We start from the raw sequence: 20,673 nt of genomic DNA on the forward strand, positions 1-20,673 counted from the left end.
AGGTGCTCGGGCCGAATACCGGGCCTGCGCAGGGATCCTCGGACGGTCCGAACACCGGGCATGCGGCCAGCGCCGACAGGGATGAAGTGAGCAGCAGGGAAGCCAGGAGGATTTTGATTTTCATGGGTGGGTCCACTCTCAATGTGATGGGCATCAATCGGATTCGATTGTTTGTCTTTCCTTGGTGGGCGCCTGTGACGACGCCGCGCGGGACAGCTTAGATCAGATTCGATTGGCGGCCAGGCCGGTGTCCGGGCTGCGGCTCAGGACCCGATCTGGTCGGGCCCAGGCCGTTCAAGGCACCTTCGACAGCGCGACGCTCAGCGGCAGGCGCGCCATGTGCGTGGCCTTGAGCGAGCCGAAGTACAGGGCGTCGCCGTATTCGCGCACCGTGGTGATGGGCGCGTAGTTGCCGGCGCTGGCGTCCTGCAGGTTGGCGATGACCTGGCCCTGGGTATCCAGGCCGAGGACGAAGCCGCGTTTTTCCACCGGTTTGGGCAGCAGGCTCATGGCGCGCACGATCATCTTGCGCACCCGCGGATAGGGCGCGGTGCCGTCGAGCAGGACGTTGCGCGGGGCGTAGAGCGCCACCCAGAAACGCCCCTGGCCGTTGAAACTGAGGTTGTCCGGCAGCCCCGGCAGGTTGTCGATGAACAGGTCGCGGGTGCCGGCCTTGGCACCGCTGAGCCAGTAGCGGCTGATCCGGTAGGCGCCGGTTTCGTTGACCAGCACATAGGACTCCTGGGGCCCGAGGGCGATACCGTTGGCGAATTCCAGGCCATCCAGCAACTGTTCGGTCTGGCCGCTCTGGAAGTCATAACGCAGCAGGCGCCCGTCGCCGCAGTGCTCGATCACCGCCTCGCCATCCTGGCCGTAGCCCCAGCGGCTGGTGGCGTCGCTGAAGTAGGCATAACGCCCGGCGGCGTCCACCGCCACGTCGTCGGTAAAGCCGAAGGGCAGGCCGTTGGCGGAAGTAGTGAGGGTGCTCAACTGGCCCTTGGCATCCAGCGCCAGCAGGCCCTTGACCGCGTCGGCGATGATCAGCCGGCCGTCCGGATGGCGGGCCAGGCCCAGGGGGCGTCCGCCGGTATTGGCCAGTACCTGCAGGGTGCTGCCGTCCAGGGCGGTGCGGATTACCCGCCCGTCATGCAGGCCGCTGATCAGCGAGCCGTTCTCCAGCAGCAGGGCTTCCGGCCCGTCGATATCCAGCGCGCCCACCGCCTGCAGGCCCTTGAGCTTCTGGTTCTCGGCGTACAGGCCGCTCTTCAGCGAAGGCGCCGGCGGCGGGGTCCAGGCCAGTGGCTGGACCTTGGTCGGCATCAGCAACAGAAAGGCGCCGATGGCGATGACCACGACCAGCAGCAGATGGCGAATTTTGATCCGACGGGGTGCGACTGGCTTCATCGATGGCGGCTCCTGGGTGATGGGGTCAGGTCACACGCTGCGGTGCGACGCCGGCGCCCAGGGGAATTGCCCGTTGCGCCATTTCGCATAAGGCTAGCAGGGAGTCGGCGGACTCCCGTTCTATCCGCCTTCTGAATAACAGGCGATTGCCCAGGCGCATCAGCAGGCTATCGAAGCGGTATTCCAGGGTGCGGATAAACCGCGTGTGGTGGGCGTCCAGCGGCTGGCACTCGTAGGTCACCACCAGATGCAGGCCATGATCGCCCTGGGCCGTGGCACGCCAGCGAAGCCCCGGCAGGTACTCGTCGACCCGCCAGCTCAGGTGCCCGCTGCGCCCGCCGGCGTGGATGTCTTCCTCGAAGCGCGCGCCGGCAGGCAGGGCCCCGGCCGGCCCCTGGACCTTCAGCGAAGACGGGTGCCACTCCGGCCAGCGGCTGGAGGCGCTGGCGTAGTCGAGCAGGGCCACCGGATTGCGCGGAATATCGATCTGATGCTGCATGTGGGTCATGGACGAGGACCTTGTCGATAGAGAAGAGTTAGCGGGTTCCGGCTCCCAGTACAGGGTGCCGAACAGGTAATCCATCAGCGGCAGGACAATGTTGAAGTTGCGCTCCTGCATCAGCTCGCGGCGGTGATGCAGCTCATGCAGGCGGCGCATCTGGCGGATCCACGGCAGCCGCGCCAGCGGATGCCCGGCCGGCAGGTGTTCGCAGGCATGGAACACCTCGTAGGCCAGGTAGCCGATCAGGGTGCAGCTGGCGAACAGCGCCGCGACATTGGCATTCCACAACTGCAGCAGCCACCACAGCGGCAGGGCGAACAGCAGGCTGTGGACCACTATCAGCCAGGCCGGGAACAGGATCACCCGCCAGTCCCGGGGGCCGTCGTAGGTCATGTATCCGGGCACGAAGAAGCTGTGATGGTCGCCGCTGTGGCGGGCATAGAACATCCGCGCGAAGGCCTGCTTGTGGTGGCCCAGCCAGCGGTGCACGACATAGATGCACAGGTTGAAGAACAGCAGCGCCACCGGCACCGCCAGCCACTCCAGCGGCTGCACCTGGTGCAGGGTGCTCCACAGCAGGGCGATGCACGCCATGCCGTAGGCCAGCACGAAACCGCCGTGCAGCCACGGGTTGTAGCGCGGATGAACCGCGGCGCGGTAACGCTCGCGAAATGCCAGGGTGGTTTGCCTCAAGGCCGTTCTCCTGTGGGTTTTGTTGTTCTTATTGACAGAAGATTAGTCCTGCTCGAATTATCCAGCTAATGGATATTCGGAATGGGCATTATTCATGAAGCTGAACTTGCGGCACCTGGATCTCAACCTGCTCTTGGTGTTCGACGCGCTGATGCAGGAGCAGAACCTGTCCCGCGCGGCGGTGCGCCTGAACCTCAGCCAGCCGGCCGTGAGCAATGCCCTGGCGCGCCTGCGCAGCCAGCTCGACGAGCCGCTGTTCATCCGCACCGCCCGGGGCATGCAGCCCACACCCCGGGCCCATGTGCTGCACGGTTCGGTGCGCCAGGCCCTGCGCCTGTTGCAGGAAGGCCTGGACCCGAGCAGCGAGTTCGACCCGGCGGCGTCCGACCAGACCTTTAGCTTGTCGATGAACGACTACGCCCAGGCGCGCCTGTTGCCGGCGCTGTCACGCCGCTTGCAAAGCGCTGCGCCCAAGGTCCGCCTGGCGGTGCGCAGCGACGCCGCCGACTCCCTGCCAGCCTGGCTGACCACCGGGATGCTCGACCTGGCGGTGGATTACCTGTACTTCGACGATCCTGACCTCTGCTACCAGCCGCTGCTGGAAGAACAGCTGGTGGTGATCGGCCGCATCGACCACCCGGCCTTCGAGCCGCAACTGAGCCTCAAGGCCTATGAGCAGAGCCAGCACGTGGCGATTCCGGACCGGGGCGGGCGCGGCTCGCCGCTGGAGATCGTCCTCGGTTCGGCCAAGGTCCAGCGCCATGTGCAGCTGTTCGTCCCGCATTACCTGAGCATCCCGTTGATCGTCGCCCAGTCGGACTTGCTGGGCACGGTGCCGCGGCGCCTGGCGGAGCACTTCTGCGCGCTGATGCCGATCCGCATCGCCGAGCTGCCGCTGGTGGCGCCGCCGGTGCAGGTCAGCCTGATCTGGCATCGCCAGCAGGAGCGGGTTCCGGGGCATCGCTGGCTGCGCGAGGAGATCATCGCGCTGGCCGCCCGGTTCGCGGGGCAGCCGGAGCTGTCCGGGCATTGATGACAAAAAACCAACAAAAGATTAAGACGGGTCTGATTGGCATCGCGGATGTCGTCTGTATCCTTTGGGGCCCGCTTGATGAGCAGCCGTGCTGACTCAGAGGCGCCAACCCATTGGAGATTGCATGCGTCACTCGATTCTGAACATTGCCCTGGCAGCCAGCTGCCTCTTTGGCTTGGCCGGGCAGACCGCCATGGCAGCGGTGGATGCCAGCCAGTACGTGGAACTCAAGGATGCCGTGCCGCAGGTCGTGCCCGGCAAGATCGAAGTGGTGGAACTGTTTTCCTACGGCTGCGGCCACTGCTACAACCTCGAAGCCTCGATCAACCCCTGGGCGGCCCAGCTTCCCGAAGACGTGAACTTCGTCAAGCTGCCGGCCATGTTCGGCGGGATCTGGGATGTCTACGGCCAGCTGTACCTGACCCTGGCGACCCTGGACGCCAAGCCCGAAGTGCATCATGCGGTGTTCGAGGCGATCCACCGCGGCAACCGCCTGAAAACCCCCGAGGCCATGGCCGAGCTGCTCAAAGGGCAGGGCATCGATCCTGCTAAGTTCCTCGCCACCTACAACTCCTTCGCCGTGCAGGCCAAGGTGATGGACGCGAAAAAACGCACCGCGGCCTACCAGGCCACCGGCGTACCCTCGCTGGTGGTGGACGGCAAGTACCGCTTTGGCATGACCAGCGACGGCGCCAAGGGCCTGTTCGCGGTGGCGGACCAGTTGATCGCCCAGGTGCGGGCGGCGAAGTAAGCCCTTGATCCCCTGGCCGCTGGCGAGCCTTCAAGGTTCGGCGGCGGCTCCAGGGCATCGAGCGGTAGCCAAAAGGGCATCGATAGCGATGCCCCCCATAAGCATTGTCAGTCCTTGATCAGCGGCGCCTGCGGGTGCGGGCTCGGGAACGCCTGCTCATACGCCCGGCACAGGCGCAGCACCTGATCATCGGCAAACCGCGCGCCCACCACATGCAGCCCGACCGGCAAGCCGTCCTCGGCGAAGCCACACGGCACCGACGCGGCCGGCTGCTGGGTCAGGTTGAAGGGGTAGCTGAAGGGCGTCCACTCCATCCATTCGCCCAGGCCGGAACCCGGTGGCACGTTGTGCCCGGCGGCGAAGGCGGTGAGCGGCAGCATGGGCGAGACCAGCAGGTCGTAGCGACTGTGGAACTCGGCCATGTGCGCCACCAGCGCCGCACGGGCTTCCAGGGCCAGGGTGTACTGGTGGAGGCTGATGTCTTCGCCTTGCCGGGCAATGCGCAGCAGGCCCGGGTCGAGCTGCTGGCGTTGCTCCTGGCTCAGTTGCCCGGCCAAGCGCGCGGCGCCGGCGAACCACAGGGTATTGAACAGTTCCAGCGGGTCGCTGAACCCGGGGTCGACCTGCTCGACATGGGCACCCAGTTGCGCCAGGCGTTCCACCGCCCGGGCCACCACCCGCGCCACCTGTGGCTGCACCTTCACGTAACCGAAATCGGCGCTGTAGGCGATACGCAGGCCTTTGAGGTCAGTGCTCTCCGGCAGCCAGGGCGTGCTGCGCGGGGCGCCGACCAGGCCGTCGCGGGCATCCGGCCGGGCGACGGTTTGCAGCATCAATACCGCATCGTCGACGGTGCGGGTCATCGGTCCCAGGTGCGAGAGAAGGGTCATGGCGCTGGCCGGCCACTGCGGCACGTAGCCGAAGGTCGGCTTGATCCCGAAGGTGCCGGTGAAGGCGCAGGGAATGCGGATCGAACCACCGGCATCGCTGCCCTGGTGCAGCACGCCGAGGTTCAGCGACGCCGCGGCGGCCGCGCCACCGGAGGAACCGCCGGCGGTGGTGCGGGTGTCCCAGGGGTTGCGGGTGATGCCGTACAGCGGGTTGTCGGTCACGCCTTTCCAGCCGAATTCCGGGGTGGTGGTCTTGCCCAGCAGCACCGCGCCGGCGTTGCGCATAAAGGCCGGGAAGGGCGCATCGACATCCCAGGGGCCGCTGGCGGAAGTGGTTTTCGAGCCCTTGCGCGTGGGCATGCCACGGGTCAGGGTCAGGTCCTTGATCGAGGCCGGCACGCCGTCCAGCGCGCCGCAGGGCCGGCCCTTGAGCCAGCGCTGCTCGGAGGCCTTTGCCGCGTCCAGCGCGCCTTGCGGGTCGACATGGCAATAGGCGTTGACCTGCGGGTTGAAGCGCTCGATGCGCGCCAGGGCATCCTCGGTCACTTCCACCGGCGACAGGCGTTTGTCGCGGTAATGGGCGAGCAGTTCGACGCCGCTCATCTCGGCAATTTCGCTGTGTCGGGTCATGCCGCTGCTCCTGTTTGTTGCGCCGCGTTGATCATGGCCCGCAGCAACACCGCGCAACCGTCGGCCAGGTCCTGGGGCGCGGCGTTTTCGATTTCGTTGTGGCTGATGCCGCCTTCGCAGGGCACGAAGATCATCCCCGCCGGGCCCAGCTCGGCGACGAAGATCGCGTCGTGCCCGGCGCCGCTGACGATGTCCATATGGCTCAGGCCCAGCTGTTCGGCACCCTGGCGCACCGCGGCGACGCAGGCGGGGTCGAAGTCCAGCGGCGGGAAGTCGGCGGTGGCGGTCAGCTCGAAGCCCAGGCCGTGCTGCTGGCAGGTGTCTTCGATCACCTGGCGCACCTCGTCGACCATGGCCTGCAGCTGGTCGGCATGCAGGTGGCGCAGGTCGAGGGTCATCTGCACCTGGCCGGGAATCACGTTGCGCGAGCCCGGGTGCAGGCTCAGGCAACCGACGGTGCCGCAGGCGTGGGGCTGTTGTTCATGGGCGATGCGGTTGACCGCGCTGATCACCTGGGCGGCGCCCACCAGGGCATCCTTGCGCAGGTGCATCGGTGTCGGCCCGGCATGGGCCTCGACCCCGGTCAGGGTCAGGTCGAACCACTTCTGGCCGAGGCAGCCCATGACCACGCCAATGGTGGTCTGGCGGTCCTCCAGCACCGGGCCCTGTTCGATGTGCGCCTCGAAATACGCGCCCACCGGATGGCCGAGCACCGCCCGCGAGCCGGCATAACCGATGCGCTGCAACTCGCTGCCCACCGACAGCCCCTGTTCGTCCTGCTTGCGCAGGGTGTCGTCGAGGTCGAACTTACCGGCGAACACCCCCGAGCCCATCATGCACGGTGGGAAGCGTGAACCTTCTTCGTTGGTCCAGACCACCACCTCGATCGGCGCCTCGGTCTGCAGGCCGAGGTCGTTGAGGGTGCGGATCACCTCCAGGCCGGCCATCACCCCGTAGCAGCCGTCGAACTTGCCGCCGGTGGGCTGGGTGTCGATATGGCTGCCGGTCATCACCGGCGGCAGTTGCGGGTTACGCCCGGCGCGGCGGGCGAAGATATTGCCGATGCCGTCGATGCTGACGCTGCAACCGGCCTCTTCGCACCAGTGCACGAACAGGTCGCGGGCCTGGCGGTCGAGGTCGGTCAGGGCCAGGCGGCATACGCCGCCCTTGGCGGTGGCGCCCAGTTGAGCGAGGTCCATCAGCGATTGCCAGAGGCGTTCGCGGTTGACCAGCGGGGCGCTGTCTTGCAACAGGGGTACGGACACAATCGGACTGTTCATTTCAGCTCTCCCCTCAGGCGCTCAGGGCCAGGTAGCGGTTCTTGATGCTCGGGTCGGCACGGAAGTCAGCGGCGCTGCCTTGGTAGACCACGCGACCCTGTTCGAGGACGTAATGGCGGTCGGCGAGCTTGTCGCAGACCATCAGGTTCTGTTCCACCAGCAGCACCGGCAGGCCGTCGTCCTTGATCTTGCGCAGGATCTTCACCAGCTCGTCGACAATCACCGGGGCGAGGCCCTCGGTGGGTTCGTCGAGGATCAGCAGCCTGGGATCGTTGAGCAGGGCGCGGGCGATGGCGAGCATCTGCTGCTCGCCGCCGGACAGCGCATGGCCGGCGTTTTTGCGCCGCTCCTTGAGGCGCGGGAACATGCCGTAGACATCCTCCAGCTGCCAGCGGCTGCTCTTGCGCTGGGCGATGCGCAGGTTCTCCTCGACGCTGAGCAAACGGAAGATGCCGCGGTGTTCCGGCACCAGCGCCAGGCCCTGGCGGGCGATCTCGAAGATCTTCTTGCCCACCAGCTCCTGGCCGTTGAAGCGGATCTGTCCCTGGCGCGGGCAGATGATCCCGAGGATGCTGCGCAGGGTGGTGGTCTTGCCCGCGCCGTTGCGCCCCAGCAGGGTCACCAGTTCGCCGGCGTTGACCTGCAGCGAGACGCCTTCGAGGACGTGGCTCTTGTCGTAGTAGGAATGGATATTCTCGACGGTCAGCATCAGGCGGCTTCTCCCAGGTAGGCGCTGCGCACGCGCTCGTCGGCGCGGACGAATTCTGGCGTGCCTTCGACCAGGATCTGGCCGTGGCTCATGACGGTGATGCGTTGGCTGATGGACATGACGATGCTCATGTTGTGCTCGATCAGCAGCACCGTGTGGTCGCGGCCGAGGTCGCTGATCAGCTGGGTCATGATCGGGATGTCGTCGATGCCCATGCCGGAGGTCGGCTCGTCGAGCATCAGCAGCTTCGGCCTGGAGCAGATCGACATGCCGACTTCCAGCACCCGCTGCTGGCCGTGGGACAGCTCGCCGGCGAGGGTGTCGGCGCGTGCCGTCAGTTGCAGGCGTTCGAGCACCTGGTCGGCCATCTCCAGGTGTTCGCGGCGGCTGTCGAGGTGGCGCCAGAAGTTCAGCGCCGCCAGGCCATCGCGACCCTGGGCGGCCAGGCGCAGGTTTTCCCGCACGCTGAGGTTCTGGAACAGGCTGGTCAACTGGAACGAACGGGCCATGCCCAGGCCGACCCGGCCGTGGGCCGGCTTCTTGATGATGTTCTTGCCGTTGAACAGGATCGCCCCGGCGGTGGCCTGGCGTTCGCCGGTCAGGCAATGGAACAGGCTGGTCTTGCCAGCGCCGTTGGGGCCGATGATGGTGTGGATGGTGCCGGCCTCGACCTTCAGGTTGACGCCGTTGACCGCGTGGAAGGCGCCGTAGGCCAGCTCCAGGTCCTGGGTTTGCAGCAGGTACTGCGCGGGGCTGTTCATGACAGTTTCTCCTCGGTCGGCAGGGCCGCCTTGCGTGGCCTCAGGATGCGTTCGAACAGGCTCGACAAGCCGCCCCACAAACCACCGCGCATGAAGATCACCACCAGGATCAGGATGATCCCCAGCAGCATCAGCCAGCGTGGCCAGAGTTCGGAGAGGAACTCGCCGAGCAGCACGATGGAACCGGCGCCCAGCAGGGAGCCGAACAGCGAGCCGGTGCCGCCGACTATGGTCATGATCAGGATGTTTTCCGACATCGCCAGGTCGATGCTCGACAGCGGCACGAAATGCAGGAGCATGGCGTACAGCGCCCCGGCGATCCCGGTGACCGCGCCGGACAGCATGAACACCAGGATCTTGAAGTGCCGGGTGTCGTAGCCGATGGCGGCGGCGCGGGTTTCGTTCTCGCGGATCGCCATCAGCGTGCTGCCGAACGGCGAGGCGATCACCCGCCGGGCACCGATGAAGATCAGCAGGAACAGCACCGCGACAAAGGCGTAGAAGTAGCGCGCGTCGCTCAGCGACAGCAGCACCGTGTCGCCGATGCGGATCTCCGGGCGCGGCACGCTGAGCAGGCCGTTGTCGCCGCCGGTCCAGTCGCTCAGGGTGTAGGCGATGAAGTAGGCCATCTGGCTGAAGGCCAGCGTCAGCATCACGAAGTAGATGCCGGTGCGCCGGATCGCCAGGGCGCCCACCAGCAACGCCAGCAGCGCGCCCACCAGGGCCGCGCCGAACAGGGCGCTGAACAGCCCCAGTTGCAGGTGGATCATCAGCAGCGCGGCGCAGTAGGCCCCGGCGCCGAAGAAGATGCCCTGGCCGAACGACAGCAGGCCGGTGTAGCCCAGCAGCAGGTTACAGGCCAGCGCCGCGAGGGCGAAGATCAGGATCTCGCTGGCCAGGGTCGCCGATGGCAACACCAGCGGCAGGCCGATCAGTACCGCGACCACCAGCCACGGCAGGGCGCGCGACTGGGTCTTGGCGAACGGCAGGGGATTTTTCTCGCTCATGTTCATGCTCTCCCGAACAGGCCGTAGGGACGGACCAGAATCACCGCCGCCATGGCGCCGTAGATCATCAGGCTGGCGCCTTGCGGCCAGAGGGTGGTCATCAGGCTCTGCACCACCCCCACCAGCAGGCCGCCCACCAGGGCGCCGCTGAACGAACCCATGCCGCCGATCACCACCACCACGAAGGCGACCCCGAGGATTTCCGGGCCGACAAAGGGCTGGGCGCCACGCAACGGGGCGAACAGCACCCCGGCGATCCCGGCCAGGGCCACGCCGAGGGCGAAGGTCATGGAGAACAGGCGGAAGATGTTGGTGCCCAGCAGCGACACGGTCTCGGTGCTTTCGCTGCCGGCGCGCACCAGGGCGCCGAAGCGCGTGCGCTCCAGCAGCAGCCACAGCGCCAGCCCCACCAGTGCCGAGAAGCCAATGAGGAACAGGCGGTAGTAGGGGTAGACGAAGTCGCCGACGATCAGCACGCCGCGCAGCAGTTCCGGCACCGCGACGCTTTTGCCGACGGGCCCCCAGATCAGCACGCTGGCTTCCTGGATGATCAGTGCGATGCCCAGGGTCACCAGGATCTGGAAGGTGTGGGGCAGGTGGTAGATGCGCTGGATCAGCAATCGCTCGATGGCCCAGGCCAGGGCCGCGACCACCAGCGGCGCGACCAGCAGCGCCAGCCAGAAGCTGCCGGTGAGGCTGACGGCGGTGTAGCAGATGTAGGCCCCGAGCAGGAAGAACGCGCCGTGGGCGAAATTGACGAAGTTCAGCAGGCCGAAAATGATCGTCAGGCCCACCGCGATCAGGAAGTAGATCATCCCCAGGCCGAGGCCGTTGAGGATCTGGAACAGGTAAAGATTGAGCATGCGGGTACCCTCGACAGGGGGCCGGCGACTGTCGTCGTCGGGCGGCCCGCTGCCTCTAGCCAGCGATGGAAAGGTCGGTCGGGGTCAGGCCAGGTTGCAGCCGGTGGCGCCGGCATCCGGGAACGAGCGCCCGGAACTGAGCACTTCGGCCAGGTCGTCCTTGTCGCGCATGCTGGCCGTGGCCTTGCCCTGCAGCAGGTAGTAATCCTTGATCACCTGGTGGTCGCCGGCGCGGATGCTTTCCTCGCCGGTCGGCCCCTGGTACGTCAGGCCTTGCATGGCCTTGGCCACGGTCGCGCCGTCGAAGCTGCCGGTGGCGACTATGGTGTCGAGCATGATCTTGGTGCCGATGTAGTCGGCGGCCAGCGGGTAGGTAGGGTTGATGCCGTACTTGGCCTGGGTCAGCTTGACCAGCTCGCGGTTGAGCGGGGTGTCGACCTGGTGCCAGTACTGCGCGCCGAGGTAGACGCCTTCGAGCACGTCGCTGCCCAGCTCCTGGAACTGGTCGAGCCCGGCGGACCACACCAGCAGCACTTTCATGCGTTCCTTGATGCCGAAGTTCACCGCCTGGCGCAGGGCGTTGGAGGACTGGCTGCCGAAGTTGAGCAGCACCAGTACGTCGGGCTGGGCGGCGATGGCGTTGGTCAGGTAGCCGGAGAACTCCTGCTCCTGCAGCGAGTGATAGCTGTTGCCGACGTGCTCGATGCCATGCTCGGCGCACACCTGTCTGGCGCCGGCCAGCAGTGCTTCGCCGAACACGTACTGCGGGGTGATGGTGTACCAGCGCTTGGCCTCGGGCAGGCGCTTGATTAGCGGCACCATGGTTTCGCGAATGGCGCCGTAGGTCGGCACCGACCAGCGAAAGGTCGAGGCATTGCAGTCCTTGCCGGTGACTTCGTCGGCGCCCACCGGGGTCATGAACACGCCGTTGACCTTGCCCACTTCCTTGGCCACCGCCAGCGCCGAAGACGACAGGGTGCAGCCCTGGAAGAATCGCGCGCCGTCCTGGGCAATCGCCTCCTGGACCTTGCGCACCGCCTTGCCGGCGTTGCCTTCGGTGTCGATCACCTTGTAGTTCAGCGGGCGGCCGAGCAGGGTCGGGTACTGTTCCACCGCCAGGCGCGAGCCCATGTCGGCGAACTTGCCGTAGCTGGCGAAGGCGCCGGACATCGACTTGAGCCCGTAGAAGGTAAAGGGTTCGGCGGCAAAGGCGTTGCGCACCCCCAGCGGAAGGCTGAGGGCTCCGGCAACGGTCAGACTGGCTTTCAACAACGTACGACGCTGCATGGGGTAACTCCCTGGTTTAGTTATTGGCAGGAGTGGCAATGGCAAAACGGCGCAGCAGCCTGTGTTCAGGCTTTGTTATTGGCGAAGCGGCGTGTGGCGGGTGCGGCGGTTATCAGTGGTGGTGATCGAACTCCAGCAGGAAGTGTTGGGTGACCTCGCCCTCGAGGGCGCTCATATGGTGTTCGGCGTCGCACATGTGTTCGTGCATCAGCTGGCGTACCGCGGCTTCGTCCTCGGCTTTGAAGGCCAGCAACAGGCGCTTGTGGTAATCGAGGTTGGCGGCGTCGAACTGCTTGCGCTTGGGCTTGTAGGCCTTCTTCAGCACCACCAGGTCGCGCAGCAGGTCGTTGAGGAACTGCGCCATGAAACTCAGCAGCGGGTTGGGGCAGGCGCGGCCCAGCAGGTTGTGGAATTCCAGCTCGGCGATGCGCTGTTCGCGCTGGCCGGCCTCGCTGTCTTCCGGGGCGCTGCAGAAGTCGATGTTGGCCTGCAGCGCCTCGAAGTCGTCGGCGCTGAGACGGCCGATCACCGACACCGCCAGCTCCACTTCGATGACCTTGCGCAGCTGGTACACCTGCTCGCCGTCCATCTGCTGGAAGTGCAGGTAATTGCGCAGGGCGCGGCTCGCCGGCTCGGTGCCGGCCTGGTTCAGGTAGGCGCCGCCGCTGGGGCCGGTGCGGGTGTTGACCAGCCCTTCGACCTCCAGCGCCTTGAGCGCTTCGCGGGCCGAACCCTTGGAGCACTGGAAGCTTTCCATCAACTCGCGCTCGGTCGGCAAGCGGTCGCCGGGACGCAGGGCGTTGATCACGATGGAGCGTTTGACCGACTCGACAATCACGTCGGAAAGCTTCTGGCGTTTGCGGCGAACAGGTCGTTTGAGCATGTTTTCGATTTATCGTATTAATGCGGATAAATAGTACTTAATAGGGCTCGGCGCGGTGCGTCAATCATCCAGGGAACGAGGTGTCGTTTTCGATGCGCGAGGGTCGTAATCAGACCCCGGGGGGAGTGGTGGCGAGGCACTGGTCTTCGTCCTGTGCCAGGCCTTGTCCTGCCACTAAGCTGATGGCAGGTCATGCAGTCATAGAGGGGAAGAACCCATGATTTTGTGCAAACGCGCCTACGAACCGGCGAGCCCCGACGACGGGTATCGGGTGCTGGTGGACCGGCTGTGGCCGCGTAACTGTCGCAAGGAGCAGTTGCCGCTGGATGAGTGGTTGAAAGACCTGGCGCCGTCCACCGGATTGCGTCGCGCCTTCAAGTCCGGCGAGCTGGATTTCGCCAGCTTCCGCAGCCGTTACCGCCAGGAACTGACGGCCCGCCCCGAGCATTGGTGGGCGTTGCTGGAACGCGCGCAAAAGGGCCACCTGACCCTGGTGTACTCGGCCCATGATGAAGTGCATAACAATGCCCGGGTGCTGGCCGAGTGGCTGGAGGACGAGCTGGACCGGCAGGGCGAGGGGAGTTCGCCGGTGTGTTACGCGCACCTGTCACCGCCTGAATGAAGGCGCTGCGCTTCAGGGTTGCCTCAACATCATATAAGCCTCGCCGCCGCGCCGGTCGTGCATCAGCAGGAAGGTCTGCTTATCGAGGGTGATTTTCGCCGGCAGGTGCTGCGCCACCGGGGTGCTGGAGAACTGCTCGGCCAGCTTGAGAAATTGCGCGGTCAGGGTCTTGTCCCGCTGCGACGGCGTGGTCACCGCGCATTGCTTGCCTTTCTGTACCTGGACCCCAAGGCTGTGGTCCGCCCTCAGTCCCATCCGCGCATAGCCGGCATCGTCCAGCCTGGCGATGCCATAGCCCTTGGCCGCGTTGTCGGCCCCGGCGAAGGAGGGCGCGGATTTCAGGCAGATGTCCCGGAAGGCCAGCACGCCTTCGGCGATGGCCGCCGGTTCCTTGTCGATGACTTCGGGCGGGCTGGCGCAGCCGGCCAACAGGGCCAGGGCCAGGCTCAGAGGGCTCAGGATCGTGCGGTTCATCGGACCTCCCAGGCATTCGCGGGGCATGGTTATAGCCTAGCCAAGCTTCTGCCTGCGGGAGGACCTGGGCGACGGGAGCCTTATAGGCGTCGCTGAAAGAAGCGGCTCAGTTGAACCCGACCGACCATCGGTTCACCGTTTCCGGTTCATGGCGCTGGCTCGGGTCGGTTTCGTAATTGCACTGAGGGCCGCTGCAGGTGTGTTCCAGGGTGATCGGTGCCTTGAACTCCAGGTGGAACTTGCTGGGTTCCGGCTCCGCCGCCGGGGCGGCCGTTGCCTCTGTCAGGACGGGCGCCGGGTAGCTCAGGTCCAGGCCTTCGGCCAGTGCCGGCAGGGCCAATACACAGAGCACAAGGCTCGCCAGGAGGGTGTTGTCGCTGGACATCATGGGTACCGCGTTTGCACAAAAGGGTTGCCGAGTATAACGAACGCCTCCCCGGAAATTTAAGCCGAAGGCTCTATCACGGGCCTTGTGCGGCAACGGGTCGCGGTTGGCGCCTCGCACCATGAAACATTTGTCATGGGCCGCCGGCGTCGCCAGCCCCTACACTGGCTTTCACCTCCATGGCTCACGGACACCCCCATGACGGCAGCAGCGGCGGCAAGCATCCTCGAAACGATCGAAGGCCAGCGCCTCAATGGCCCGGCGGGCGAACCCTGGCGCGAGTGGGGGCCGTACCTGAGCGAGCGGCAATGGGGCACGGTGCGCGAGGACTACAGCGCCGATGGCGATGCCTGGGCCTACTTGCCCCACGACCATGCCCGCAGCCGGGCCTATCGCTGGGGCGAGGACGGGCTGGCGGGGTTCTCCGACAAGGCCCAGCACTGGTGCCTGGGGCTGGCCCTGTGGAACGAGCGCGACAGCATTCTCAAGGAGCGCCTGTTCGGCCTGAACAACGCCGAGGGCAATCACGGCGAAGACGTCAAGGAGCTGTATTTCTACCTCGATGGCGTGCCCAGCCATGCCTATATGCGCATGCTCTACAAATACCCGCAGGCGGCCTTTCCCTATGAGGACCTGTTGCAGGAGAACGCCCGGCGTGGCCTGGACGATACCGAGTACGAGATCCTCGACACCGGGGTGTTCGAAGATGATCGCTACTTCGACGTGACGGTGGAATACGCCAAGCACGCGGTCGATGACATCTTCATGCGGGTCACGGTGCACAACCGTTTTCATCAGCCGGCGCGCCTACGGGTCTTGCCCCAGGTCTGGGCACGTAATACCTGGAGCTGGGGCGGTGATTCGCGCAAACCGAGCCTGCGCCTGGAGGGCGAACAACTGCTGGCCCGGCATCCGCGCTGTTCGCCGATGCAGGTTACGGCCTGGGGGGCGGAGCGCTGCGAGTGGCTGTTCTGCAACAACGAAACCAACTTCCCGAAGCTTGATGGCCTCGCCACGCCCGGCCCGTTCAAGGACGGGATCAACGACTACCTGCTGGGAGGCGCCAGCACCGCCATTGCCCGCGACGGCGGAACCCGTGCTGCCGCCCACTTCACCCTGGAGCTGGCCGGGCTGGAGAGTAAAAGCCTGTACCTGCGTTTTGCTCCGGCCGGTTCGGCCCAGGTCAGCGCTCGGACCCTGTTCGAACAGCGGCGGGCCGAGGCCGACGAGTTCTACGCCGCGCTGCAACAGGGCATCGCCGATGCCGACGCGCGTAATGTCCAGCGCCAGGCCCTGGCCGGGCTGCTGTGGTCCAAGCAACTCTACGATTTCGACGTCAACCGCTGGCTCGACGGCGACCCCGGCCAGCCCCCGCCACCGGCATCCCACGCCCATTTGCGCAACAGCCATTGGCGGCACCTGGCGAACTTCGACATCGTGGCCATGCCCGACACCTGGGAATACCCCTGGTATGCCTCCTGGGACCTGGGTTTCCAGGCGGTGGCCCTGGCCTTGATCGATCCGGGGTTCGCCAAGCACCAACTGTTGCTGCTGGTCAAGGACCGCTTCATGCACCCCAATGGGCAGTTGCCGGCCTACGAATGGCGCTTCGACGACGCCAACCCGCCGGTGCACGCCTGGGCCAGCTGGCGGGTGTACCAGCGGGAAAAAGCCCTGACCGGCCAGGGCGACATGGATTTTCTCGAACGGGTCTTCCACAAGCTGTTGCTGAACTTCTCCTGGTGGGTCAACCGCAAGGATGCCGAAGGGCGCAACCTGTTCCAGGGCGGTTTCCTCGGCCTCGACAATATCGGCCTGTTCGACCGCTCGGCGCCCTTGCCGCCGGGCTACACCCTGGACCAGGCCGACGGCACCGCCTGGGTCGCGGCCTATGCCCTGGACCTGATGCGCATCGCCCTGGAACTGGCCAGGCGCAACCCGGTGTACGTGGATATCGCGGTGAAGTTCTTCGAGCACTTCCTGTACATCGCCGGGGCCATCAACCGGCTGGACGACGGCGACGCAGGGCTATGGGACGATCAGGACCGGTTCTTCTACGACGTGCTGCATCGTCCCGACGGCGGCAACGAACCGCTGCGCCTGCGCTCCATCGTCGGCCTGATGCCGCTGTTCGCCGTGCAGGTGCTGGAACAGCATGAACACGAATGCCTGCCGGGGCTGCGCGAGCGCTTGCTGGGGTTCATGCACCATCGGCCGGACCTGGCCCGCCTGGTATCGCGCTGGAACGAACCGGGGCAGGGCAATCGCCTGTTGCTCGCGCTGTTGCGCGGCGAGCGCACCAAGGACCTGCTCAAGCGCATGCTCGACGAGGCCGAGTTTCTCTGTGACTTCGGCATTCGCTCACTGTCCAGAAACTTCGCCGAACAACCCTTCGCCCTGCAGGTCGACGGTCACCAACTGTGCGCCCGTTATGCGCCGGCCGATTCCGACTCACGGCTGTACGGCGGCAACTCCAACTGGCGCGGGCCGCTGTGGATGCCGATCAACTACATGCTGATCGAATCGCTGCGCGAGTTTCATCGCTACTACGCCGACAACTTCTCGGTGGAATACCCCAGCGGCTCTGGCTACCTGGCGTCCCTGGAGGAAGTCGCCGACAGCCTGAGCCAGCGCCTGAGCCGCCTGTTCCTGCGCGACGAGGACGGGCGCCGCCCATCGATGTGTGCCTACGCGCAGTTGCAGGCCGATCCCCGGGACCGGGAGTTGCTGCTGTTCCATGAGTACTTCCACGGCGACACCGGCCGCGGCCTGGGAGCCAGCCACCAGACCGGGTGGACGGCGCTGGTGGCGTTGTTGTTGCAGCCTTAGCGGCAACGGGGGGGCTGCCTGGGTTGCGGCAGCCTGTTCTTGTGCAACATCGTGGTGGCTGTTTTACGGCCGCTGCGCGCCCGATCACAGGCTGCGCCAGCGGCTACAGGGACGACGGCCGATCAGGCACTCAAGGTATCCGGCTGCGGCACGGCCCAATCCTCGATCAACCGCTGCGGGGTGCAGCAGGTCTTGCGCTTGTAGACGAAACCGGCGCATTTCTCGGCGAAGCCGTGGCGGTTCTGCACCATGTCCAGGTGCATCTGTTCCAGCTCGGCGTTGCGGCAGTGCTGCATCAGTTGCGGGTCGGCATTGGCCTTGCGCTCGCGCAGGGCCTGGTACTTCGGCTCGGTCAGTACGGCGTTGGCCCGTTGCAGCAGCCACAGGCCGAATTCGTCGGGGCAGCGCGGGCCGACTTCCTGGACCATGCCCATCTGCAGGGCCTGGAAGGCGCTGATCGGCAGGCATTCCTCGGTGAGCTTGTGGGCCATGGCGTGGCCGACGGCGCGGGGCAGGCTGTAGGTCCAGTACTCCGAGCCGTACAGGCCCATGCTCTTGTAGTGCGGGTTGTAGACGGTATTGGCCCGGGCCAGCACCACATCGGCCGCCAGCGCCAGCATCAGGCCGCCGGCCCCGGCATTGCCGGTCAGGCCGCTGACCACCAGCTGGCGGGCGCTGAGCAGTTCCTTGCAGACGTCGTCGATGGCCTGGATGTTGTTCCAGGCTTCCAGGCCCGGCACCGGCGCGGCCTGGATCACATTGAGGTGCACGCCGTTGCAGAACGCGCCACGCCCGCCCTTGAACAGCAGCACTTTGGTGTCCCGAGCCTTGGCCCATTGCAGCGCGCTGACCAGGCGCTGGCAGTGCTCGGTGCTCATGGCGCCGTTGTAGAACTCGAAGGTCAGCTCGCCGACGTGGCCCGACTCGCGGTAGCGGATCGGCTGGTAGGGCTCGTCGCTGAACGGTTCGCTGGCGACCGACCAGTCCAGATGAGGCACGCCATCCAGTTGGCCGGCCAGCACATGGCGGGCCGGCAGCTTGAAGTGTTCGGTGCCCGGCCGGGCCTTGCGCTTGAGCGAGCCGATCCACAGGCTGCGGTCGCCGCAGGCCACCAGCACCGCATCGTCGTGCACCGCCAGCAGCTCGCCAGGGATGCCGCTGCGGCTATCCAGGTGCGCGTCATACAGGTAGTACTGGCCGCCGGCGAGGCTGGCCAGGACTCCGGGCTGGCCGTCGGCGGCGTCGATGCAACGCTTGATGAAGATGGCGCTGTCGTGCCAGCTGAAGCTGCGGTCGTCCTGTTTCATGTTCGGTTGCAGGCGGCCGCGCACTTGCGGCTTGCTGTAGTCCAGGGGTACCGGGACGAAGTCGCTGCCGAATTTTTCCACCACATCGCGGATGCAGTAGATCGCCGCGTCGGCCACCGGCCCGTTGTACAGCTCGGACTTGCGCACCTGCGCCGGCATCTTGAATTCCCAGGTGGACCAGACCGGCCCGGCGTCCATTTCTTCCACCGCCTGCAGGGCGGTGACGCCCCAGCGCTCGAGGTTGTTGCTGATGGCCCAGTCCAGGGCGCTGGCGCCGCGGTCGCCGACGATGCCCGGGTGAATGATGATCACCGGACGCGTCGGGTGGCGCCACAGTTGCTCGGGCACCCGGTCCTTGAGGAAGGGACAGATCACCAGGTCGGCGTCGGCCTGTTCGATCTGCTGGCAGACTTCGTCTTCATGGGTGAACAGCACCACGCTGGGGCGATGGCCGGACTGGCGCAGGTCCAGCCAGGCGCGCTGGGTGAGACCGTTGAAGGCGGTGGACAGCAGAATGATCTTCAGCGATTGCATAGCGACTCTTCCTTGAAGGTGAAGCGGGGCCGGCCGTTCCGAAAGCCGTCCCTGGCCGATGGAGGCGCCAGAGTAGAGAGGAGCTTTGGGGGGACTGCTGACCGAGATCAATCAAGTGCGTCGTGCGGCGCGGCGAGTCGCTGGATTACATATATTCGTTAGTTAGCCTGGGTAAATTTTTAATTACTTCCAAATAGATTCAGCCCTGTTGCACAGTCGCTCCCCTAATCCTGGGTCGGCAAGGTCCCGACCCAGCCAGACGATTTCGAGAGGGGGGAGCTGTCTCGTGAGGGAGCAAGGCATGGGGGCGAATCGGAACCCGCATTACTCACTGATCGGGCAGATGTTCAAACGCGACTATCAGTGGCTGTGCGCCTCGGTGGGTCGCGTCCTGGGCTGCCATCACAGCGCCCAGGACATCGCCTCGGAAACCTTCGTGCGGGTGCTGGCCCTGCCGGACCCCACGGCCATCCGCGAGCCCCGGGCGCTGCTGACCACCATCGCCCGACGCCTGGTCTACGAAGGCTGGCGGCGCCAGGACCTGGAGCGTGCCTACCTGGAAAGCCTGGCCCTGGCGCCGACGCCGGTGCACCCGTCACCCGAGGAGCGGGCGCTGGTGATCGAAGCGCTGCTGGCCGTGGACCGCTTGCTCAACGGCCTGTCGGCCAAGGCCAAGGCGGCCTTTCTCTACCATCAGCTCGACGGCCTGACCTACGCCGAAATCGGCCAGCAGCTGGGGGTGTCCACCAGTCGCGTCCAGCAGTACATGGCCGAGGCGTTCAAGCGCTGTTATCAGGCGATGGTCGACGCATGAGCCGTCCACGCGCGAACGAGGCGCTGGTGGATGAAGCCGCGCAATGGATGGCACGCCTGCAATCGGGGCAGATGAATGCCCAGGAACATCAGGCATTCCACGACTGGCGCGCCGCCGACCCCCAGCATGAGCAGATCATCGTGCTGATGGGCGGCGGCCTGGGGGCGCTGCGCAGCCAAGCCTTGCGGAACCTGTCCCGCGACAGCCTGCTGCACAGCCTGAATGCGCCGTCGAGCCGCCGGCGTTTTATCGGCGGCAGCCTGAGTGTGATGGCCCTGGCCTTGGCCGAGACCTTGCTCGGCCGGCGCTACAACCTGTTGCCCGAGGCGGGCGCCCTGTACACCGGCACTGGCGAGCGCCGCGACTTCACCCTGGCCGACGGCAGTGCGCTGACCCTCAATGCCCGCAGCCAGGTCGTGACCTGTTTCGATGCCCGGCAGCGGCTGTTGCAACTGCGCAATGGCCAGTTGCTGGTGGACGTGGCCAAGGACCCGCAACGGCCCTTCGTGGTGGAAACCGAACACGGGCGCATGCGTGCCCTGGGCACGAAGTTCCTGGTGGAGCGCGGTGAGGACTGGACGCGCCTGGTGATGTTGCATTCGCAAGTCGAGGTGCTTACCGCCAGTGGCACGCGGCAGCTGGTAGAGGCCGGCGAAAGCCTGCGTTTCGACAGTCAGCGCCTGTTGCTGCTGGAGCGTGCCAAGGGCCATGAAAGCGCCTGGACCTCGGGGATGTTCGAGGCCCGCGACCGGCCCCTGAGCGAGGTGATCGACAGCTTGCGTAGCTACCGGCGCGGCATCATCCGCCTCAGCCCCCAGGTCGCCGACCTGCACCTGAGCGGCATCTATCCGCTGGACGACAGCGACCGCAGCCTGCAATTGCTCGAGCGTTCGCTGCCGATCCGCGTCAGCTACCACAGCCCGTACTGGGTCAGCATCGAGCCGCGCTGAAGGGCGCGGTTATAACCCCATAACCCCTTGGCCTAACCGCCGCCCTATAAAAACCCGTCAGTCGC

General features: G+C 65.9%; 19 protein-coding genes. 6 read left to right on the forward strand and 13 right to left on the reverse strand.

The genetic code is table 11. The features are described 5' to 3' along the window. Nucleotides 1–294 precede the first annotated feature (294 nt). Together NRG23_RS31810 and NRG23_RS31815 are read right to left on the reverse strand one after the other, a co-directional pair. Complete coding sequence (locus NRG23_RS31810; protein ID WP_257373348.1) at nt 295–1,404, reverse strand: SMP-30/gluconolactonase/LRE family protein; 1,110 nt, start codon at nt 1,402–1,404, stop codon at nt 295–297. Nucleotides 1,405–1,429: 25 nt separating this feature from the next. Beyond that, nucleotides 1,430–2,599: an SRPBCC family protein gene (locus NRG23_RS31815; RefSeq protein ID WP_257373350.1), complete on the reverse strand. Its 1,170-nt coding sequence runs from the start codon at nt 2,597–2,599 to the stop codon at nt 1,430–1,432. A 94-nt stretch (nt 2,600–2,693) separates the two neighbouring features. On the opposite strand from NRG23_RS31815, the gene NRG23_RS31820 reads away from it, so the two are divergent. Continuing rightward, the gene (locus NRG23_RS31820; protein WP_016705373.1) at nt 2,694–3,632 is read left to right on the forward strand and encodes a LysR family transcriptional regulator; all 939 of its coding nucleotides are present in this window, start codon (nt 2,694–2,696) and stop codon (nt 3,630–3,632) included. Nucleotides 3,633–3,756: 124 nt separating this feature from the next. Next, entirely contained in the window at nt 3,757–4,383 is a 627-nt protein-coding gene (locus NRG23_RS31825; RefSeq protein ID WP_041986140.1) for a thiol:disulfide interchange protein DsbA/DsbL, read from the forward strand. A 107-nt stretch (nt 4,384–4,490) separates the two neighbouring features. On the opposite strand, the gene NRG23_RS31830 is transcribed toward NRG23_RS31825, so the two are convergent. The 8 genes from NRG23_RS31830 to NRG23_RS31865 all read right to left on the reverse strand — a co-directional run bounded on the left by NRG23_RS31830 (nt 4,491) and on the right by NRG23_RS31865 (nt 12,693). Then, nucleotides 4,491–5,903 carry an amidase gene (locus NRG23_RS31830; RefSeq protein ID WP_124311584.1) on the reverse strand — a complete coding sequence of 471 codons (1,413 nt, stop codon included), beginning with the start codon at nt 5,901–5,903 and terminating at the stop codon, nt 4,491–4,493. Further along, complete coding sequence (locus tag NRG23_RS31835; protein ID WP_110175609.1) at nt 5,900–7,183, reverse strand: Zn-dependent hydrolase; 1,284 nt, start codon at nt 7,181–7,183, stop codon at nt 5,900–5,902. Before NRG23_RS31835 ends, NRG23_RS31830 begins: the two co-directional genes overlap by 4 nt. Before the next feature lie 13 nt (nt 7,184–7,196). Beyond that, nucleotides 7,197–7,892: an ABC transporter ATP-binding protein gene (locus tag NRG23_RS31840; RefSeq protein WP_009049691.1), complete on the reverse strand. Its 696-nt coding sequence runs from the start codon at nt 7,890–7,892 to the stop codon at nt 7,197–7,199. After that, entirely contained in the window at nt 7,892–8,653 is a 762-nt protein-coding gene (locus NRG23_RS31845; protein WP_009049690.1) for an ABC transporter ATP-binding protein, read from the reverse strand. The genes NRG23_RS31840 and NRG23_RS31845 overlap by 1 nt, the downstream gene beginning before the upstream one ends. Next, nucleotides 8,650–9,660, reverse strand: a complete 1,011-nt coding sequence (locus NRG23_RS31850; protein WP_025804508.1) for a branched-chain amino acid ABC transporter permease — start codon at nt 9,658–9,660, stop codon at nt 8,650–8,652. The genes NRG23_RS31845 and NRG23_RS31850 overlap by 4 nt, the downstream gene beginning before the upstream one ends. A 2-nt stretch (nt 9,661–9,662) precedes the next feature. After that, nucleotides 9,663–10,523 carry a branched-chain amino acid ABC transporter permease gene (locus NRG23_RS31855; RefSeq protein ID WP_101282789.1) on the reverse strand — a complete coding sequence of 287 codons (861 nt, stop codon included), beginning with the start codon at nt 10,521–10,523 and terminating at the stop codon, nt 9,663–9,665. Between the two features lie 84 nt (nt 10,524–10,607). After that, nucleotides 10,608–11,810 carry an ABC transporter substrate-binding protein gene (locus NRG23_RS31860; protein ID WP_025804506.1) on the reverse strand — a complete coding sequence of 401 codons (1,203 nt, stop codon included), beginning with the start codon at nt 11,808–11,810 and terminating at the stop codon, nt 10,608–10,610. Between the two features lie 112 nt (nt 11,811–11,922). After that, nucleotides 11,923–12,693 carry a FadR/GntR family transcriptional regulator gene (locus NRG23_RS31865; RefSeq protein WP_009049687.1) on the reverse strand — a complete coding sequence of 257 codons (771 nt, stop codon included), beginning with the start codon at nt 12,691–12,693 and terminating at the stop codon, nt 11,923–11,925. Nucleotides 12,694–12,910: 217 nt separating this feature from the next. Here NRG23_RS31865 and NRG23_RS31870 point away from each other — a divergent pair, with 217 nt between their 5' ends. Further along, nucleotides 12,911–13,315, forward strand: coding sequence for a DUF488 domain-containing protein (locus tag NRG23_RS31870; RefSeq protein WP_101282788.1), 405 nt, complete (start codon nt 12,911–12,913; stop codon nt 13,313–13,315). A gap of 12 nt (nt 13,316–13,327) precedes the next feature. Here NRG23_RS31870 and NRG23_RS31875 read toward each other — a convergent pair whose 3' ends face one another. Together NRG23_RS31875 and NRG23_RS31880 are read right to left on the reverse strand one after the other, a co-directional pair. After that, the gene (locus tag NRG23_RS31875; RefSeq protein WP_257373354.1) at nt 13,328–13,789 is read right to left on the reverse strand and encodes a hypothetical protein; all 462 of its coding nucleotides are present in this window, start codon (nt 13,787–13,789) and stop codon (nt 13,328–13,330) included. A 106-nt stretch (nt 13,790–13,895) separates the two neighbouring features. Continuing rightward, nucleotides 13,896–14,174: a hypothetical protein gene (locus tag NRG23_RS31880; RefSeq protein WP_257373355.1), complete on the reverse strand. Its 279-nt coding sequence runs from the start codon at nt 14,172–14,174 to the stop codon at nt 13,896–13,898. A gap of 198 nt (nt 14,175–14,372) precedes the next feature. On the opposite strand from NRG23_RS31880, the gene NRG23_RS31885 reads away from it, so the two are divergent. Continuing rightward, nucleotides 14,373–17,003 (forward strand): glucosidase, encoded by a 2,631-nt coding sequence (locus NRG23_RS31885; RefSeq protein WP_257373356.1) that lies wholly within the window; start codon nt 14,373–14,375, stop codon nt 17,001–17,003. Nucleotides 17,004–17,125: 122 nt separating this feature from the next. On the opposite strand, the gene NRG23_RS31890 is transcribed toward NRG23_RS31885, so the two are convergent. Continuing rightward, the gene (locus tag NRG23_RS31890) at nt 17,126–18,844 is read right to left on the reverse strand and encodes a hydrogenase maturation protein (protein ID WP_198919085.1); all 1,719 of its coding nucleotides are present in this window, start codon (nt 18,842–18,844) and stop codon (nt 17,126–17,128) included. Nucleotides 18,845–19,145: 301 nt separating this feature from the next. Here NRG23_RS31890 and NRG23_RS31895 point away from each other — a divergent pair, with 301 nt between their 5' ends. Both NRG23_RS31895 and NRG23_RS31900 read left to right on the forward strand, forming a co-directional pair. Continuing rightward, nucleotides 19,146–19,658, forward strand: coding sequence for a sigma-70 family RNA polymerase sigma factor (locus NRG23_RS31895; RefSeq protein WP_009049681.1), 513 nt, complete (start codon nt 19,146–19,148; stop codon nt 19,656–19,658). Further along, the gene (locus NRG23_RS31900; protein ID WP_257373357.1) at nt 19,655–20,608 is read left to right on the forward strand and encodes a FecR domain-containing protein; all 954 of its coding nucleotides are present in this window, start codon (nt 19,655–19,657) and stop codon (nt 20,606–20,608) included. Before NRG23_RS31895 ends, NRG23_RS31900 begins: the two co-directional genes overlap by 4 nt. Nucleotides 20,609–20,673 lie beyond the last annotated feature (65 nt).

This window comes from Pseudomonas sp. T8 (genome assembly GCF_024610635.1).
GTDB classification, from domain to species: domain Bacteria; phylum Pseudomonadota; class Gammaproteobacteria; order Pseudomonadales; family Pseudomonadaceae; genus Aquipseudomonas; species Aquipseudomonas chlororaphis_I.

Excerpts from the sequence above, each read along its gene's own strand:
- NRG23_RS31875 (WP_257373354.1), bottom strand. The coding sequence starts at position 13,789 with ATGAACCGCACGATCCTGAGCCCTCTGAGCCTGGCCCTGGCCCTGTTG.
- NRG23_RS31865 (WP_009049687.1), bottom strand. The coding sequence starts at position 12,693 with ATGCTCAAACGACCTGTTCGCCGCAAACGCCAGAAGCTTTCCGACGTG.
- NRG23_RS31830 (WP_124311584.1), bottom strand. The coding sequence starts at position 5,903 with ATGACCCGACACAGCGAAATTGCCGAGATGAGCGGCGTCGAACTGCTC.
- NRG23_RS31880 (WP_257373355.1), bottom strand. The coding sequence starts at position 14,174 with ATGTCCAGCGACAACACCCTCCTGGCGAGCCTTGTGCTCTGTGTATTG.
- NRG23_RS31840 (WP_009049691.1), bottom strand. The coding sequence starts at position 7,892 with ATGCTGACCGTCGAGAATATCCATTCCTACTACGACAAGAGCCACGTC.
- NRG23_RS31900 (WP_257373357.1), top strand. The coding sequence starts at position 19,655 with ATGAGCCGTCCACGCGCGAACGAGGCGCTGGTGGATGAAGCCGCGCAA.
- NRG23_RS31835 (WP_110175609.1), bottom strand. The coding sequence starts at position 7,183 with ATGAACAGTCCGATTGTGTCCGTACCCCTGTTGCAAGACAGCGCCCCG.
- NRG23_RS31890 (WP_198919085.1), bottom strand. The coding sequence starts at position 18,844 with ATGCAATCGCTGAAGATCATTCTGCTGTCCACCGCCTTCAACGGTCTC.
- NRG23_RS31855 (WP_101282789.1), bottom strand. The coding sequence starts at position 10,523 with ATGCTCAATCTTTACCTGTTCCAGATCCTCAACGGCCTCGGCCTGGGG.
- NRG23_RS31870 (WP_101282788.1), top strand. The coding sequence starts at position 12,911 with ATGATTTTGTGCAAACGCGCCTACGAACCGGCGAGCCCCGACGACGGG.
- NRG23_RS31810 (WP_257373348.1), bottom strand. The coding sequence starts at position 1,404 with ATGAAGCCAGTCGCACCCCGTCGGATCAAAATTCGCCATCTGCTGCTG.
- NRG23_RS31845 (WP_009049690.1), bottom strand. The coding sequence starts at position 8,653 with ATGAACAGCCCCGCGCAGTACCTGCTGCAAACCCAGGACCTGGAGCTG.
- NRG23_RS31850 (WP_025804508.1), bottom strand. The coding sequence starts at position 9,660 with ATGAGCGAGAAAAATCCCCTGCCGTTCGCCAAGACCCAGTCGCGCGCC.
- NRG23_RS31885 (WP_257373356.1), top strand. The coding sequence starts at position 14,373 with ATGACGGCAGCAGCGGCGGCAAGCATCCTCGAAACGATCGAAGGCCAG.
- NRG23_RS31895 (WP_009049681.1), top strand. The coding sequence starts at position 19,146 with ATGGGGGCGAATCGGAACCCGCATTACTCACTGATCGGGCAGATGTTC.
- NRG23_RS31825 (WP_041986140.1), top strand. The coding sequence starts at position 3,757 with ATGCGTCACTCGATTCTGAACATTGCCCTGGCAGCCAGCTGCCTCTTT.
- NRG23_RS31820 (WP_016705373.1), top strand. The coding sequence starts at position 2,694 with ATGAAGCTGAACTTGCGGCACCTGGATCTCAACCTGCTCTTGGTGTTC.
- NRG23_RS31860 (WP_025804506.1), bottom strand. The coding sequence starts at position 11,810 with ATGCAGCGTCGTACGTTGTTGAAAGCCAGTCTGACCGTTGCCGGAGCC.